The organism is Frateuria sp. GZRe12 (assembly GCF_051900535.1).
Lineage (GTDB): Bacteria > Pseudomonadota > Gammaproteobacteria > Xanthomonadales > Rhodanobacteraceae > Frateuria_A.
On record NZ_JBHZGI010000007.1, the window covers coordinates 60,299 to 74,996 of the forward strand.

13 protein-coding genes are annotated in these 14,698 nt (G+C 70.5%); 6 read left to right on the forward strand and 7 right to left on the reverse strand.

Annotated features, from left to right (window positions below):
- The first annotated feature begins 142 nt into the window (after nucleotides 1-142).
- The gene (locus ACFWZ4_RS14595; protein WP_439705401.1) at nucleotides 143-298 is read left to right on the forward strand and encodes a hypothetical protein; all 156 of its coding nucleotides are present in this window, start codon (nucleotides 143-145) and stop codon (nucleotides 296-298) included.
- A 110-nt stretch (nucleotides 299-408) separates the two neighbouring features.
- The gene (locus ACFWZ4_RS14600; protein ID WP_439705402.1) at nucleotides 409-1,176 is read left to right on the forward strand and encodes an isocitrate lyase/PEP mutase family protein; all 768 of its coding nucleotides are present in this window, start codon (nucleotides 409-411) and stop codon (nucleotides 1,174-1,176) included.
- Between the two features lie 64 nt (nucleotides 1,177-1,240).
- On the opposite strand, the gene ACFWZ4_RS14605 is transcribed toward ACFWZ4_RS14600, so the two are convergent.
- Nucleotides 1,241-2,656, reverse strand: coding sequence for an FAD/NAD(P)-binding protein (locus ACFWZ4_RS14605; protein WP_439705403.1), 1,416 nt, complete (start codon nucleotides 2,654-2,656; stop codon nucleotides 1,241-1,243).
- A 417-nt stretch (nucleotides 2,657-3,073) separates the two neighbouring features.
- Between ACFWZ4_RS14605 and ACFWZ4_RS14610 the strand changes: the two genes are divergently transcribed.
- Nucleotides 3,074-3,382 carry a hypothetical protein gene (locus tag ACFWZ4_RS14610; RefSeq protein ID WP_439705404.1) on the forward strand — a complete coding sequence of 103 codons (309 nt, stop codon included), beginning with the start codon at nucleotides 3,074-3,076 and terminating at the stop codon, nucleotides 3,380-3,382.
- Here ACFWZ4_RS14610 and ACFWZ4_RS14615 read toward each other — a convergent pair.
- A complete protein-coding gene (locus ACFWZ4_RS14615; RefSeq protein WP_439705523.1) occupies nucleotides 3,379-4,824 on the reverse strand; it encodes a DHA2 family efflux MFS transporter permease subunit in 1,446 nt (481 codons plus the stop codon). The two genes, ACFWZ4_RS14610 and ACFWZ4_RS14615, sit on opposite strands and share 4 nt — an antisense overlap.
- 135 nt (nucleotides 4,825-4,959) lie before the next feature.
- On the opposite strand from ACFWZ4_RS14615, the gene tsaB reads away from it, so the two are divergent.
- Nucleotides 4,960-5,649: a tRNA (adenosine(37)-N6)-threonylcarbamoyltransferase complex dimerization subunit type 1 TsaB gene (tsaB, locus tag ACFWZ4_RS14620; RefSeq protein WP_439705405.1), complete on the forward strand. Its 690-nt coding sequence runs from the start codon at nucleotides 4,960-4,962 to the stop codon at nucleotides 5,647-5,649.
- 20 nt (nucleotides 5,650-5,669) lie between these two features.
- Here tsaB and ACFWZ4_RS14625 read toward each other — a convergent pair whose 3' ends face one another.
- Nucleotides 5,670-6,686 (reverse strand): YeiH family protein, encoded by a 1,017-nt coding sequence (locus tag ACFWZ4_RS14625; RefSeq protein ID WP_439705406.1) that lies wholly within the window; start codon nucleotides 6,684-6,686, stop codon nucleotides 5,670-5,672.
- 94 nt (nucleotides 6,687-6,780) lie between these two features.
- Here ACFWZ4_RS14625 and ACFWZ4_RS14630 point away from each other — a divergent pair, with 94 nt between their 5' ends.
- Both ACFWZ4_RS14630 and ACFWZ4_RS14635 read left to right on the forward strand, forming a co-directional pair.
- Nucleotides 6,781-7,659, forward strand: a complete 879-nt coding sequence (locus ACFWZ4_RS14630) for a LysR substrate-binding domain-containing protein (RefSeq protein ID WP_439705407.1) — start codon at nucleotides 6,781-6,783, stop codon at nucleotides 7,657-7,659.
- Between the two features lie 75 nt (nucleotides 7,660-7,734).
- A complete protein-coding gene (locus tag ACFWZ4_RS14635) occupies nucleotides 7,735-8,397 on the forward strand; it encodes a UdgX family uracil-DNA binding protein (protein WP_439705408.1) in 663 nt (220 codons plus the stop codon).
- A gap of 28 nt (nucleotides 8,398-8,425) precedes the next feature.
- On the opposite strand, the gene ACFWZ4_RS14640 is transcribed toward ACFWZ4_RS14635, so the two are convergent.
- The 4 genes from ACFWZ4_RS14640 to lexA all read right to left on the reverse strand — a co-directional run bounded on the left by ACFWZ4_RS14640 (nucleotide 8,426) and on the right by lexA (nucleotide 14,522).
- On the reverse strand, nucleotides 8,426-11,512 hold the full coding sequence (locus ACFWZ4_RS14640) for an error-prone DNA polymerase (RefSeq protein ID WP_439705409.1): 3,087 nt from the start codon (nucleotides 11,510-11,512) through the stop codon (nucleotides 8,426-8,428).
- 115 nt (nucleotides 11,513-11,627) lie between these two features.
- Nucleotides 11,628-13,031 carry a Y-family DNA polymerase gene (locus ACFWZ4_RS14645; protein ID WP_439705410.1) on the reverse strand — a complete coding sequence of 468 codons (1,404 nt, stop codon included), beginning with the start codon at nucleotides 13,029-13,031 and terminating at the stop codon, nucleotides 11,628-11,630.
- 10 nt (nucleotides 13,032-13,041) lie between these two features.
- Nucleotides 13,042-13,716: a translesion DNA synthesis-associated protein ImuA gene (gene imuA, locus ACFWZ4_RS14650; protein ID WP_439705411.1), complete on the reverse strand. Its 675-nt coding sequence runs from the start codon at nucleotides 13,714-13,716 to the stop codon at nucleotides 13,042-13,044.
- A gap of 200 nt (nucleotides 13,717-13,916) precedes the next feature.
- Nucleotides 13,917-14,522 (reverse strand): transcriptional repressor LexA, encoded by a 606-nt coding sequence (gene lexA / locus ACFWZ4_RS14655; RefSeq protein WP_439705412.1) that lies wholly within the window; start codon nucleotides 14,520-14,522, stop codon nucleotides 13,917-13,919.
- Between the last annotated feature and the right edge of the window lie 176 nt (nucleotides 14,523-14,698).

Consider the following 14,698-nt stretch of genomic DNA (forward strand, 5'->3'; position numbering starts at 1 on the left):
CATCCGGAACCCGCGCGGGGTCTACTGATCACGCCCACCCCGGGCGACACCCGCCTTCGATCCGCAACGCCCGTGCAAGAGCGTGCGGCTCGCGCGAAAACGAATGCCGAGGGTGTTCCACCAATGGCTAGGAGGATCTGACATGAGCGAGCGAACCTGCGCCGCGTGCGATTACCCGCTGGACGAAAGCGCCATCCAGGTGCGGATCGGCGGACAGACCGTCGAGGTCTGCTGCGACGACTGTGCCGTCAAGCTGAAGGAGGCGCACGCCTCCGCGATGGCGTCGAAGCCGGCGTGATGCCGGCCCCCGAACCGTACCGTCCGGACGTGGCGGTGCGGTTCCGTTTCCCACGCACGCCGGCTGCAAAACCTTCTGCATCGCCGCGTGCGACCCCGATGGAGTGACAGATGACTTCGCAGAACGACAAGGCCCGGCTGTTCCATTCCCTGCACGTTAAAGGCCAGCCGCTGGTGCTCTTCAACGCCTGGGATGCCGGCAGCGCGCGCGTGGTGGCCGAAGCCGGCGCCGCGGCGATCGCCACCGGCAGTTGGTCGGTCGCGGGCGCCAACGGCTTCGAGGACGGCGAGCGCATGCCGTTCCCGCTCGCCCTGGACAACCTGCGCCGCATCGTCGGCGCGGTCGCGCAACCGGTGACCATCGACCTGGAGAGCGGCTACGGCGAGACGCCCGGCGAGGTGGGCGCCACCGTCGCCGCGGCGCTGCGTGCCGGGGCGGTCGGTTGCAATCTGGAGGACAGTTTTCCGGCGAACGGCCGCCTGCGCGACACGGCCGCGCAAGTCGAGCGTCTGGCCGCCGCGCGTGCGGCCGCTGACGAGGCGGGCGTGGCGATGTTCATCAACGCTCGCACGGACGTGTTTTTCCAGAAGCCGGCCGACGCGCACGACATGGCGATGGTCGAGGAAGCGTTGCAGCGCGCCCGCGCCTATGCCGATGCCGGCGCGAGCGGGTTGTTCGTCCCCGGCGTGGTTGCCGAGCCGCTGATCGCGCGCCTCGCCGAAGCCTCGCCGCTGCCGGTCAACGTCATGGTGATGCCCGGTGTACCTGGGCGTGCGCGGCTGGCCGAGTCAGGCGTGGCGCGCATCAGCCACGGTCCCGGTCCCTGGCGCGGCGCGATGCAGTGGCTGGCCGAGGCGGCCAGGGCCGCCATGGCATGACGTTCCGCCTGGGTGCGCATCAGTCCACCGTTTCCTGTCGGACATCGGTGGACTGAAGCCCGCCCTACGGCGCCAGCGCGGGGCGAGCAGCCATTGGGCTGTCCACCCTCGGTACCTGCGCATCCGATGCCGCCAGCCGACGGGCCAGTTGCTGTGCGGCCACGCGGATCTCCGCCATGGCGCTGCACTCCCACAGGTTGCCCCGCAGCAGCGCGCCGATCGCGTACAACCCGACCTGCAGCTCACCGCGGGCGTTGAGCAGTTGCCCGTCCGGATGCGCGGCCACGCCCAGCTGCAGCGGGTCCGGCGTGGCCAGTCCATCGCGCAGCAGTCGCGAAAGCAGCGTGTGCTCGGTGAACGCGACGGCGGTGTCCAGCCCGGTGGCCTGGATCACCAGGTCCGCGCCAAGCGTGTCCAACTGCTGCGTGGCGCGGTGGCGCACGCGGACCTGCAGCGGCCCGTGCCCGTCGACGCCGAGCACGCGCGCCGCATGTACCTGCAGCCGGCCTTGTTCGAGCATCGCGTCCAGCGCCCTGGCGGAGGCCGGGGCGACGCGATGGCGCGCCGCTTCCCACAGCCAGCGCAGGTGGCGCAGGAACTGCCGCCGTTGTTTCGCCTCCAGCCGCCGCCACAGGCGCGCGTTGATCGGGCGCATGCCGTCGAGCAGGCTGCGCCAGTCCGTGTCGGGCGCGCCTTCGATGGCCGCGTGCACGTGCCTGAGCATGGCGAGCGGGGTCTCGCAGGCAAGCAGGGCGGTGTTGAGCGCCGACTGCCGCGCGTACGGCGCCGACGGCCGCGCAGTGTGCTCAAACGGAAACTGTCCGTGGCGGGACAGCGCCACCAGTTCGGCGTCCGGCCAGCGCTCGGCGGCGGACAGCAGCGTGTCGACGGCGGTCAGGCCGGTACCGATCACCAGCACGCGGCGCGGCGCCGGTTCCCGCCGCGCCATGCGCCAGGGGTCGAGCACATAGGCGCCGCTCTGCAGTGCCTCGCGCGTGACCGCCTTCAGCGGTCGCGGCGCCAGCGCACCCATCGCCAGCACGACCGCGTCGGCCTTGATCAGCACGCCGCTGGCCAGGCGCACCGCATAGCCGCCGTCGCACAACGGCTCGATCTGGACCGCGTCCTCACCGTGGATCTGGAAGCGCCGGTCTTGCTGCAGGGCCTGGTCGGCGCAAGCGCGAACCTGTGCCTCGATGAAGTCGCCGAACAGCCCGCGCGGGAGGAAATCGTCGCCGCCCACGCCGTCGACCTGCTGCGCGGCGAACCGCAGGAACTCGCCGTCGCTGCCGGCGAACAGGCCTATTGCGTGCGCACGCACGTTGAGCAGGTGCCGGTCGCTGCCGGCGGCATAGGCCACGCCCCGTCCGGCCACCGTGCGGTCGCCGGTGATCCAGTGCACGCGCGCGCCGCGTCGCAGCAGCTCGCCGAAAAGCGAGGCGCCCGCAGCGCCGCCGCCAATGATCGCAATGTCAGCCATACGCACTCCTGTCGGGGACGACCCGGCAGCGCCCTGCCTCGGGGCAGGGCGGGAAGGGTGGGGGGATGGGATAAGACGGCCCGACCTGGCGGTCAGGCGCGGCGGGCAGGGCGCTCCGTGGATGCCGTGCGATGCGTGGTCTGCATGGGGCTCACCTGCGGCCGGTAGGTTGGCTGCCACTCGAACACAGCATCCGTTAAGGAACGGCTAGGGCCCCGCAAGTATCGGGTTTGTCAGGGCGAGCACGAAACGTAGACGAAAGGCGTGACCGCCCCGTGGGTAGGGTGAACTTCAGCCCACCATCCGGCCCCGAAGTACCAGCCTCATCGACTACGCCGGGCGCAGCGCGTCGGGCTTCTCGCCGCCGCGACGTCGTGCGCCGGATGCTGGCCGCCCCTGCACAGGGAGCCCGAGGCCATGAACAGACAGCGCAACCCTGACGAATCCGGACGACGCGAAGCGCGCCCCGGCGCGGGCGCCGACCATCCGGCCGACGAACCGGCACGCGCCGGCGAAAACGGCGGTGACGTACGGCGCGACCGCCTGGATACCATCGAGTGGGCAGACGACCGCACACGGGCGCTCGATCGCCACGCCGGCATGGAGGAAACGCCGATCGAGGACCTGATGGACGGTGGCGAGACCGACGCGGATTACCGCGCCGAAGCGAGAAAGGCGACGCCCACGCTTGATCCGGAAAGCGAGCGCGGGGACGAAGGCGCCTAGTGCGCCGGCGAGGCTTCCGCCGCGGCCATCGACTGGCGCGGCCGGAGCAGCAATCCCCCCAGCAGCGCAGCCAATACCGCGAAACCGGTCCCGGCCAGGAACGCGGCGCGATAGCCTGAATTGAGCGCGGCCGCCTGCGCGAGACCGGCGTCCAGCGCCGTTCCGGTGCGCGCCGCCGCGAGGCTGGCAAGCACCGCCAGGCCGAGCGCGCCGCCCATCATGAAGGCGGTGTTGACGATGCCCGAGGCCAGTCCCGAATCGCGCGGCTCAACGTCGTTCATCGCCGCCAGCAGTACCGGGTTGAAGGCGATGCCCGCGCCCAGGCCGAGGAGCACCATGCCCGGCAGCACGTCGACGAGAAAATGCCCGTCGGCCGGTGCGCGCGCGAACAGTGCCAGCCCGATCGCCGCGACCAGCAGGCCGCCGGCCAGCGGACGGCGGATGCCGAAGCGCATCACGATGCGCGCCGAAAGCCCCAGCGAGCACGCAGCCATCACAAGGTTGCCGGGCAGGAACGCCAGGCCGACTTCCATCGGCCCGTAGCCCAGCACCAGTTGCAGGTACAGCGCGGACAGGAAGAACCACGCGAACATCGCGCCGGCCCACAGCACGCCGACCACGTTGGCGATCGCCAGGTTGCGAAGGCGGAACAGCGTCAGCGGCACCAGCGGCGCGCGCACGCGCGTCTCGATGAAAAGGAACAGCACGAAAAGCCCCGCCGCCACCGCGAGCATGCCCAGTGTGCGCGCCGACAGCCAGCCGGCCAGATTACCGTCGACGATCGCGTAAACCGCCAGGATCAGTGCCGCGGTAATGGCGAGTGCGCCGCCGACGTCGAGGTGGCGCACGTCGCTGCTGCCGTGCACCGCCGGCAGCAGCCTGATCGAGGCGACGAACACCGCCAGGCCGATCGGCAGGTTGACCAGGAACACCCAGTGCCAGCTCAGCGTGCTCACCAGCAAGCCGCCGAGCAGCACGCCCACGCTGCCGCCGCCGGCACAGACGAAGCCATACACGCCCATCGCCTTGGCCCGCTCGGCCGGCTCGGTGAACAGGTCCATGATCAGCGACAGCGCCACCGCGGTGACGACCGCGCCGCCCAGGCCCTGGATGCCGCGCGCGATCACCAGCCACTCGCGCGAGCCAGCCATGCCGCAAGCCAGCGAGGCGGCGGTGAACAACACCAGGCCCAGCAGGAACAGCTTGCGGTGTCCGAACAGATCGCCCAGCCGGCCGCCCAGCAGCAGGAAGCCGCCGTAGGTCAGCACGTAGGCGTTCACCACCCAGGCGAGCGTGGCCTCGGAGAAGCCGAGGTCGGCGCGGATCGAGGGGAGCGCCACGTTCACGATGGTGGTATCCAGCACGATCATCAGCACGCCCAGGCAAAGCACGGTGAGGGCGAGCCAGCGGCCGTCGCGGGCGTGGGAGGTCGGGGTCGGCATGTTCAAGCGGGAGCTCCTTGGCGGACGCGAAGCATGGCAGGGATTGCCGGGTTTCATCAGCTGCCATGACGACGATTTGCCAGCGCCCGGATCGACAACCGACCGCCCGGTCAGGGGCATGCGAGAATTCCCCGCATGAACCTGCTAGCCATCGAAACCAGCACCGAAGCCTGCTCCGTCGCCCTCGTGCACGGGCAGGAAGTGATCGCCCGCAGCGAACTGGCCCCGCGCCGCCACGCCGAACTCGCGTTGCCCATGGCCGACGCGCTGCTCGCCGAAGCGGGCCTGGGACGACACGCGCTGGACGCGATCGCGGTCGGCCGTGGCCCTGGCGCATTCACCGGCGTGCGGCTGGGCGTGGCGCTCGCGCAGGGCATGGCGCTGGCGCTGGACCGGCCGGTGGTGCCGGTGTCCTCGCTGGCCGCGCTGGCGCTGGAGGCGCCGGAGGACGAGGCGACGATCCTGGCCGTGATCGACGCGCGCATGGGCGAGATCTATGCCGCCTGCTATCGCCGCGACGGCAACGGGGGCCTGGTGGCGCTGGACGAGGAGCGCGTCTGCGCGCCCGATGCCCTGGTGGTCCCGCAAGCCGAGGCGTGGAACGTGGTCGGCAGCGGCTGGACCACGTACCCGGACCTGGTTGGCGGACACCTCACCGGCGAGCTGAAACACGCCGACGGCGAGCGCTATCCGCAGGCCCGCCACGTCGCCGAACTGGCCGTGCGCGCGTTCCAGGCCGGTGGTGCCGTCTCGCCGGAACTGGCCCTGCCGGTATATTTGCGCGACAAGGTGGCGCTGACGCTGGCGGAGCAGGGCAAGGCATAAAGACCCTTCCCGCGGTCGCTCTAAAGCCGCCCGATCGCCAGCTGCACCAGCAGGCTGCTCACCGCCACCGCGACCCACACGCCGAACCCCAGCAGGATCGGCCGCGGCCCGCTGGAAATCATCCTGCGCAGGTTGGCCGAAAGCCCGATCGCGGTCAGCGCCGTGATGATCAGGAACTCCGCCAGCCGATGGATCAGCGGCTGCGCCGCCACCGGCACCAGCCCCGCCGTGCGCAACGCCGAGGCGACCAGGAACCACAGGATGAACCAGGGAAAGATGCGCTTGAGGCTGAAGTCCGCCGCGCCTTTCTTTTTCTCTCGCATCGCCACCATCACCGCCAGCGTGATGCACACCGGGATGATCAGCGTGGCACGGGTGAGCTTGACGATGGTGGCGTAGTCGCCGGCCGCGTGGCTGTAGCTGTAGCCGGCCGCGACCACCGAGGAGGTGTCGTTGATCGCCGTGCCCGCCCACAGTCCGAACCCGAGGTCGGACAGGTGCATCAGGTGTCCCAGCAGCGGGAACAGCAGCACCGCCACCACGTTGAACAGGAAGATGGTCGAGATCGCGAACGCAGTGTCGTGCTCGTCCGGCTTGATGATCGGCGTCACCGCCGCGATCGCCGAGCCACCGCAGATCGCCGTGCCGACGCCGATCAGCACTTTCAGCTGGTCGTGCACGCCGAGCAGCCGGCCCAGGCCCCACGCCGCCACGAACGCCGCGCTCATCGTGATCAGCGTCACCGACAGCGATTCGAGGCCCGTCTTCGCCACCTGGTCGAGGCTGAGCCCGAAACCCAGCGCGATAATCGACCATTGCAGCACCTGCTTGCCGGCAAACTGGATGCCCGGCGTGAAGCGCGCGCCGGGCGACAGCGTATTGCGCACCAGGATGCCGAGCACGATGCCGATCACCGGCCCGCCGACCAGCGGCGCCAGATGACCCAGCCACAGCGCTACCAGCGCGATGGCGAGCGCGAGGCCCAGGCCGGGCAGGCGGACGGACAGGGTCGGTGCGGGTGTGGCGGCGGCGCTCATCGCAAGCTCGAGTGGGGCGAGATCCGCCCATTGTCCCGGCACATCACCATCAGCAAAACTTTGCATGATTGATGGCTGGTATAAGCTTCACTGAATGCTCAATATCACGCCCCGCCAGCTCGACGTGTTCGTACAGACCGCGCTGCACGGCAGCCTGCGCGCGGCCGCCGAGCGCGTGCACCTTACCCAGCCGGCCGCGAGCATGGCACTGGCGGAGCTGGAGCGGCAGCTCGGCGCGCCGCTGTTCGACCGCGAACGCGGGCGGCTGCACCTCAACGCACGCGGACGCGAACTGCTGCCGCGCGCGCAGGAACTGCTCGAGCGGCACTCGGAACTCGCCCGCTTCGGGCAGGGCGATGCGCAGGCACTGGCGGGCGAACTGCGCATCGGCGCGAGCAACACGGTCGGCAACTACCTGGTTGGCGAACTGCTCGGCGGCTTCGTGCGCGCGCAGCCGCAGGTGGCGATCCGGCTGCGCGTGGCCAATACCGACACCATCGCCTCGCAACTGCTCGACCATGCGCTCGACGTCGGCTGCGTGGAGGGTCCGGTCGCGCATCCGCAACTGGAGCTCAGGCCCTGGCGCGAGGACCGGCTGCGCGTGTGCGCGGCGCCGGAGCATCCGCTGGCGCGCAAGCGTGCGCTCCGGCCGGCGGATTTCGCCGGCGCCCGCTGGGTGTTGCGTGAACCCGGCTCGGCTACCCGCGCCACCACCGAGCGTGTTCTCGCGCAACTGCCGCCGGGCGAGACGGTGCTGGAGCTCGACCAGATCGAAGCGATCAAGCAGGCCGTCGCCGCCGGCCTCGGCATCGCCTGCCTGCCGGAAGTGGCGCTGGTCGATGCGCTGGCGACCGGACGGCTGGTGGTGCTGAAGACGCCGTTTCTCGATCTCAGGCGCATGCTCTCGCTGCTGCTGCATCGGCGGAAATACCGCGGCGCGCTGCTCGAAGCCTTCCTGCAGACCGTCACCTAGGTGGGCTCAATCCCACCCTGCGAGGCGGGCAGCTTGCCGGCAGGTTCACCCCGCCGGCGCTAGCGTCCGCTGGCTATGCCAACGCGTTCCGCCAGCAAACCCTTCGGCGTCCCGCTTGCCAAACCGGTGGACGAGGTGCCGGCAGGCACCCTCGCCACGTTGCGGCGCCGAGCGCGCGACTGCCACGCCTGTCCGCTGTGGCGCTACGGCACGCAGACGGTGTTCGGGCAAGGCCCGGCTTCGGCGCGGGTGATGTTGATCGGCGAACAACCCGGACTGCACGAGGACCGCGAAGGCGTGCCGTTCGTCGGACCCGCCGGGCAACTGCTCGATCGCGCGCTGGGCGAAGCGGGGCTGGACCGCACCGCCTTGTACCTGACCAACACGGTCAAGCACTTCAAGTACGAGACGCGCGGCACGGCCAAGCTGCACAAGCGCGCCAATGCCGCCGAGCAGGCCGCCTGCCGCATGTGGCTGGCGGCCGAGCTGCTGCGGGTGAAGCCGAAGCTGTTGGTGGGCCTGGGCGCCATGGCGGCGCAGACGATGTTCGGCAACGCCTTCCGCATCACCCGCGAGCGCGGCGTGTGGCGGCCGTTGGGCGAAGGCGCGCAGGGACTTGCAACCTGGCATCCGTCGGCCGTTCTGCGCATGCCGGAGGAAGACAAGCGGCACCAGGCGTTCGACGAACTGGTCGCGGATCTGCGGGCGGTCGCCGGAGCGCTCGGAAAGCTGGCGTAAGGTGGGCTTCGGCCCATCGCACGCAGCCTCAATGGAAATCCCGCGAGCGCACGTCCAGCTCCCCCAGCAACGGCGTGAAGTCTTCCAGGGTGTGCGCGATCAGGTGCTGCACGCCGTGCTGGTTTTCCAGGTGGCCCTCCACCGCCAGCAACCGTGAAGCGAGCAGCACGCGGCGCTGGCGCTGCGCGACGCGGTTCCAGACCACCACGTTGACCATGCCGTGTTCGTCTTCCAGGGTCAGGAAGATCACGCCGCTGGCGGTGCCCGGCTGCTGGCGCAGGGTGACCAGGCCGGCGAAGCGTACCGGCCGGCCACTGGGCAGGGCCGGCAGTTCGTTGGAAGCACGGCAGCGCCGCGCGCGCAGGCGCGCACGCAGGAAATCCAGCGGGTGACGGCCGAGCGTGGTGCCGGTCAGCGCGTAGTCGGCTCGCAGGTCTTCGCCCGGCGTGGGCAGGGGCAGCACGACGGCATCGGCTTCGGGCGAGGCGCCGGGAAACAGCGGCAACTGGGGTTCCACCCCGGCGATCGTCCAGCGAGCACGATGGCGGTGGCCGGCCAGCGCGCGCAGCGCGCCGGCGTCGGCGAGCAGCGTCTGGGCGCGCCGATCCAGGTTCGCGCGAGCGCACAGGTCGGCCACGTCGTGGAAAGGACGCTGCGAACGGACGTGCACGATCGCGTGCGCTACCGGCTCGGAAAAGCCGCGGATCAGGCGCAGGCCCATGCGGATCGCCGGCTGCAGACGCGAGTCGCGCTCGGGCTCCAGCGTGCAGTCCCACGCACTGTGGCGCACGTCGACGGGCAGCGTGCGGATGCCGTGGCGGCGCGCGTCCTGCAGGATCTGGTCAGGCGAATAGAAGCCCATCGGCGCGGAGTTGATCACCGCGCAGGCGAACGCGGCCGGCTCATGGCACTTCAGCCAGCAACTGACGTAGGCGATCAGCGCGAAGCTGGCCGCGTGCGATTCGGGAAAGCCGTAGCTGCCAAAGCCCTTGATCTGCTCGAACAGGCGCTCGGCAAAGGCCGCATCGTGGCCCCGCTCGAGCATGCCCTTGATGAGTTTCTGGCGGTGGTGCTCCAGGCCGCCGTGGCGTTTCCACGCGGCCATCGAGCGGCGCAGCTCATCCGCTTCGCCAGGGGTGTAGCCGGCCGCGTCCACCGCGATCTGCATCACCTGTTCCTGGAACAGCGGCACGCCCAGCGTGCGCTTGAGCGCGTTCTCGAGCGCCTTGCTGGGGTACTCGACCGCCTCCTCGCCGGTACGGCGGCGCAGGTAGGGATGCACCATGTCGCCCTGGATCGGGCCGGGGCGCACGATCGCCACCTCGATCACCAGGTCGTAGAAGCACGCCGGCTTCATCCTCGGCAGCATCGCCATCTGCGCGCGCGACTCGATCTGGAACACGCCGACGGTGTCGGCACGGCCGATCATCTCGTAGGTGGCGTGATCGGTCGGATCGCGGTTGAGGCTGGCCATGCTGTGCTCGCCGCGACCATGCTCGCGCAGCAGTTCGAAGGTCTTGCGCACGGCGGTGAGCATGCCCAGCGCGAGGCAGTCGACCTTGAGCATGCCCAGCGTGTCCAGGTCGTCCTTGTTCCACTGGATCACGGTGCGGTCGTCCATCGCGGTGTTTTCCACCGGCACCAGCGTGGACAGCGGATGCTCGGAGATCACGAAGCCGCCCGGGTGCTGCGAGAGGTGCCGGGGAAAGCCGATCAGCTGCGCGGTCAGCGCGACCACCTGGTGCAGCAGCGGCGAGTCCGGGTCGAAGCCGCGCTCGCGCAGGCGGTCGGGCAGCGGCACCTCGCCGCTCCAGCGGTCGAGCGTGGTGGCCAGTTCGCCGGCGAGTTCCGGAGGCAGGCCCAGCGCGCGGGCCACGTCGCGGATGGCGCCGCGGCCGCGGTATTCGGTCGCCACCGCCGTGAGCGCGGCGCGATCTCGGCCATAACGCCGGAACACGTACTGCAACACTTCCTCGCGGCGTTCGTGCTCGAAGTCCACGTCGATATCCGGCGGCTCGTCGCGCTCCATCGAGATGAAGCGTTCGAACAGGAGTTCCATCGTGGATGGATCCACTTCGGTGATGCCCAGCACGAAGCACACGATCGAATTGGCCGCCGAACCGCGGCCCTGGCAGAGGATGCCGACCGAGCGCGCGTAGCGCACGATGTCGTGCACGGTGAGGAAGTAGGACTCGTAGCGCTTGGTGCCGATCAGGGCGAGCTCATGCTCGATCTGGCGGCGTGCCTTGTCCGGCATGCCCCCCGGCCAGCGCCAGCGGGCGCCGTCCTCGACCAGCCGGCGCAGCCAGGTGGCCGGGGTGTGGCCTTCGGGCACCAGTTCGCGCGGATAGGTGTAGGTGAGTTCGTCCAGCCTGAAGGTGCAGCGCCGCGCGATGGCGATGCCCTCGGCCAGCAGTTCGGACGGATAGATGGCCGAGAGGGCACGACGCGTGCGCAGGTGGCGCTCGCCGTTTGGGAACAGCCGGTGGCCGGCCTGCGCCACGGTGGTGTGGAGGCGGACCGCGGTCATCACGTCCTGCAGCGGGCGCCGGGCGCGCACGTGCATGTGCGCGTCGCCGGTGGCGACCAGCGGCAGGCCGAGGCGTCCGCCGACGGCGCGCAGGTCCGCCAGGCGCGCATCGTCGTCGGGACCCCGGTGCAGCTCGACCGCGAGCCAGCAGCGATCGGGGAATCGCGCCTTGAGCCACGCGCCTTCGGATGCGTCAGGCTCCGCGCCCGGCAGCCACAGTGCGAGCAGGCCTTCGGTTTCGCCCAGATCCTCGCGCAAGGATTCATAGCTGCCCTTGGGAGTGCGGCGGCGCGCGGTGGTGATGAGCTGGCACAGCCGTGCGTAGCCTTGCTGGTTCTCGACCAGCAGCACGCACTTCGGTCCGTCGGCGAACTGGAACTCGCTGCCGACGATCAGCTTGATGCCGGTTTCGCGTGAGGCTTCCAGGGCGCGCACGATCCCGGCGAGAGTGCATTCGTCGGTGATGGCGAGGGCGCTGTAGCCCTGTTGTTTCGCGCGTTCGAACAGTTCGATCGCCAGCGAAGCCCCGCGCTGGAAGCTGAAGGCGGAGAGGCAGTGGAGTTCGGCGTAGTCGGGGAAGGTCACTGTCGCCCTCCTCTTACGCATCGCAAAGACAAGGCCTGAGGCGAACCCCGGCCCCTCACCCCGGCCCTCTCCCCCATCCTTGATCGAGACCGGGGGAGAGCGAGCAAAGACGTGTTCATGCGAACCACCCATGCAACATGAAGCCTTCGCGCTCGCCGACCGGGCAGTAGGCCCAGGCGCGCTGGCCTGCGGAGGTTTCGACCACGTAGTAGTCGCGCCGCACGTCGCCGTCCCACCAGCCGCTTTCGACGCGCTCGGGACCGGCCAGGATGCGCAGCTCGCGATCGCGCAGCGGGATCGGTTGGGGCAGCAGCCAGCCGGGGCGGGGCAATGGCGGGGCGCCGGCGCTCTCGCCATGGTCGCGCCAGGCGCGCTCGGGGCGGTGGTCGGCGTGGATCGAAAGGCCGTGCACGGCGTCGTCGCCCAGGCGCGCGCGCAGGCGTTCACGCAGTTGTTCCCACGGCACCGCCTGCTGCGGGCGCACGTCGAACAGATCGCGGCCGGCCGGCACGAACGGCGGCAGTTCGCGCGCGATCAGTTGCAGGGCGCGCACCGGCGCAGCCAGTTGCACCAGATCGAGACGGCCGCGGGCCAGTTCGAACAGCATGCCGGCGTCGCGTTCGGGGGCCAGCAGGCCGACCGGCACTTCGGTGGCGGCGCTGCGCTCGTGTTCCAGTCGCAGCACGAAGCGCTGCACCCCGCCGTCGCGACCGGCGAGATACGCCGCAAGGTCGCCGGTCATGCGGCGCAGCGGGAACAGCAATTGTCCCGTGGCGCCGACTTCGTAGTTGAACTCGATGCGCGATTCGAAATGATCCGGCGGCTGGTAGCAGTCCAGCGGCGTGGCGAGCGCGCCGGTGAGGCGGTCGAGCTGGTCGAGGGTGTCGGTGCCCACGCGCCGGCCCAGTGCCGCGCGCGGCAACGCGTAGACCTGGGCGAGCCGGCGCAGGCCCATGCGGCGCAGGCTGTCGGCCGCCTCCGGCGGAAGTCCCGCGCGTTCCACCGGCAATTGGCCGAGGGCTTGATTCAGCGGTGCATCGCGGGTGATCGCCAGGCCGTCGTGCACGCCGGCCAGCGCGCGCGCGGCCCACGGATTGGGCGCGAGCGCGATGCGGTGGCGGAAGCCGAGCGCGACCAGGTCCTCGCGCAGCAGCGCTTCCATCCGAGGCCATGGCCCGAACAGGCGGAAGCTCGCTTCCACTTCGATCAACAGCGAGGCCGGCATCTGCCGGCTGACCTGCGCGCCGTAGCGGTAGGCCCAGGCGGCGAGGAAGTCGTGCCAGCGCGTGGTTTCGGCCGGATCGTGCTCGACCACGGCGAAACGCGCGCAGATCGCCTGCGCGGTGGCCAACGGCAGGCCCGCGCGCAGGCCCTGCGCCTTCGCCGCGGCGTTGACCGCGCGCAGCACGCGCCGCTGCACCGGGCCATCGACCAGCACCAGCGGTTCGTCCGGACTGGCGTGGCGGCGCAGCACGCCGTCCAGTGCCAGCTGCGGCAACAGGATGCAGGCCCACAACATGCCGTGGGCCTCAGGCGCGATCCGCGACAGTCGCGGCGGGACTGTCCGGTATCGGTTCGGGAGGCGCGCCGGTCGGCAGCGGCCAGGGCAGCGGCTGCGCCGGCGGGTTGCCGCCCCGGCACTTGAGCACGCGCAGGCGCGCGGGACGGGTTTCCAGCACCAGGCGCAGCGCCGCGGGCGAGGCGTGGGCCGCCGCCGATGCAGGGCGCATCGCGATGCCGAGGCACTGACCGGTTTCCGCTGCCAATTGCAGGCGGCGCAGCGTGCGGTCGTCGGCCTGGTGCGGCCAGCACAGTACGGCGGCGCAGGCGGCCGAGCGCAGGCATTGTTCGGTCACCCACGGCACGTCGCGCGCTTCGGCGCGAATGACCTGAAGGCGGTCGAGGCGCACGCCGGCGTTGGCCCAGGCGGCGGGGAAGGGCAGGTAGGGCGGGGCGACCAGCGCGATCCGCCCGCCGGCCTGCGTCAGGCGCGCGAGCGTGGGCCACAGCAGGCCGAGTTCGCCGATACCGTCGAGCGGCAGCAGCACTTCGCTCAGCGCGCCTTCGGGCCAGCCGCCGCTGGGCAGCGCGGCGTCAAGCAGCGGGAAACCGGTCGACTGGCGCGAAGGCGCGCGCGCCTGCGGCTGGCCGCGCCAGAGGCGGCGGGCGTCGAACAGGTGATCGAGGGCGACCACGTTGCTCATGGGCACGCGGCTCCATGATGGGCCTCAGCCCACCAGGGACATACGGCGTGGAGGGATGAAGCCAGCCTTGCCGCACGGTTCATGGCGATGATGGTGTTCATGATGGTGTTACTTCGCTTCGAGCGGGGTGCGAGGCCAGCCTTGGCCCCTCACCCCAGCCCTCTCCCCGAAGGGGAGAGGGAGCAGTGCGCAGGCGTTCATCAGCCTGGCCTCACCAGCCCCGCGAACAGACCTTCGATGGCGAAGTCGGTGGCGCGCGGGTCCACCTCGATCGGGGCATAGGCCGGGTTGCGCGGCAGCAGGCGGATATGGCCGTCCCTGTGCTCGAAACGCTTGACGGTGAACTCGCCCTCCAGTCGCGCCACCACGGTCTGGCCGTGGCGCGCCTCGGGCGTGCGGTGCACGCCGATCAGGTCGCCGGGGAGGATGCCGTCGAGCAGCATCGATTCGCCCACCACTTCCAGCAGGTAATCCGGCTTGAGGTGGAACAGCGAAGCATCCAGCGCGACTTCGCGGCGCACCTCGGCGTCCGATCCGATCGGCCGGCCCGCCGCCACGCGGCCGAGCAGCGGCACGGCGAGTGTGGATACCGGCTCGCTGCGACGCAGGCGGATGCCGCGTGCCTGGCCTGGCACCAGTTCGATGTGGCCCTCGCGCGCCAGCGCTTCCAGGTGCATCCGCGCCGAGCGGTTCTGCTTCAGGCCCAGCGCGGCCGCGATCTGCAGCTGCGACGGCGGATAGCCGTGCGCCGCGATGTGTTCTCGCAGGTAGGCGAGCAGGGCTTGGCGAATGGGGGTCAAGGTCATGGTACTAATATTAGTACATCGGGGAAGGTCGCGGCAGGGGGATGCTTTTGGCATCATTTCGTGAAGGGGAATCCGGCGGTTTGCCGAAAGCGTGAAGTCCCGGGGGACAGCGATGCGTCCGCGAAGGACTTCAGGCGTGTGGGGGAAGCACATGGTGTCCGCTTTGCTGCTGGGCG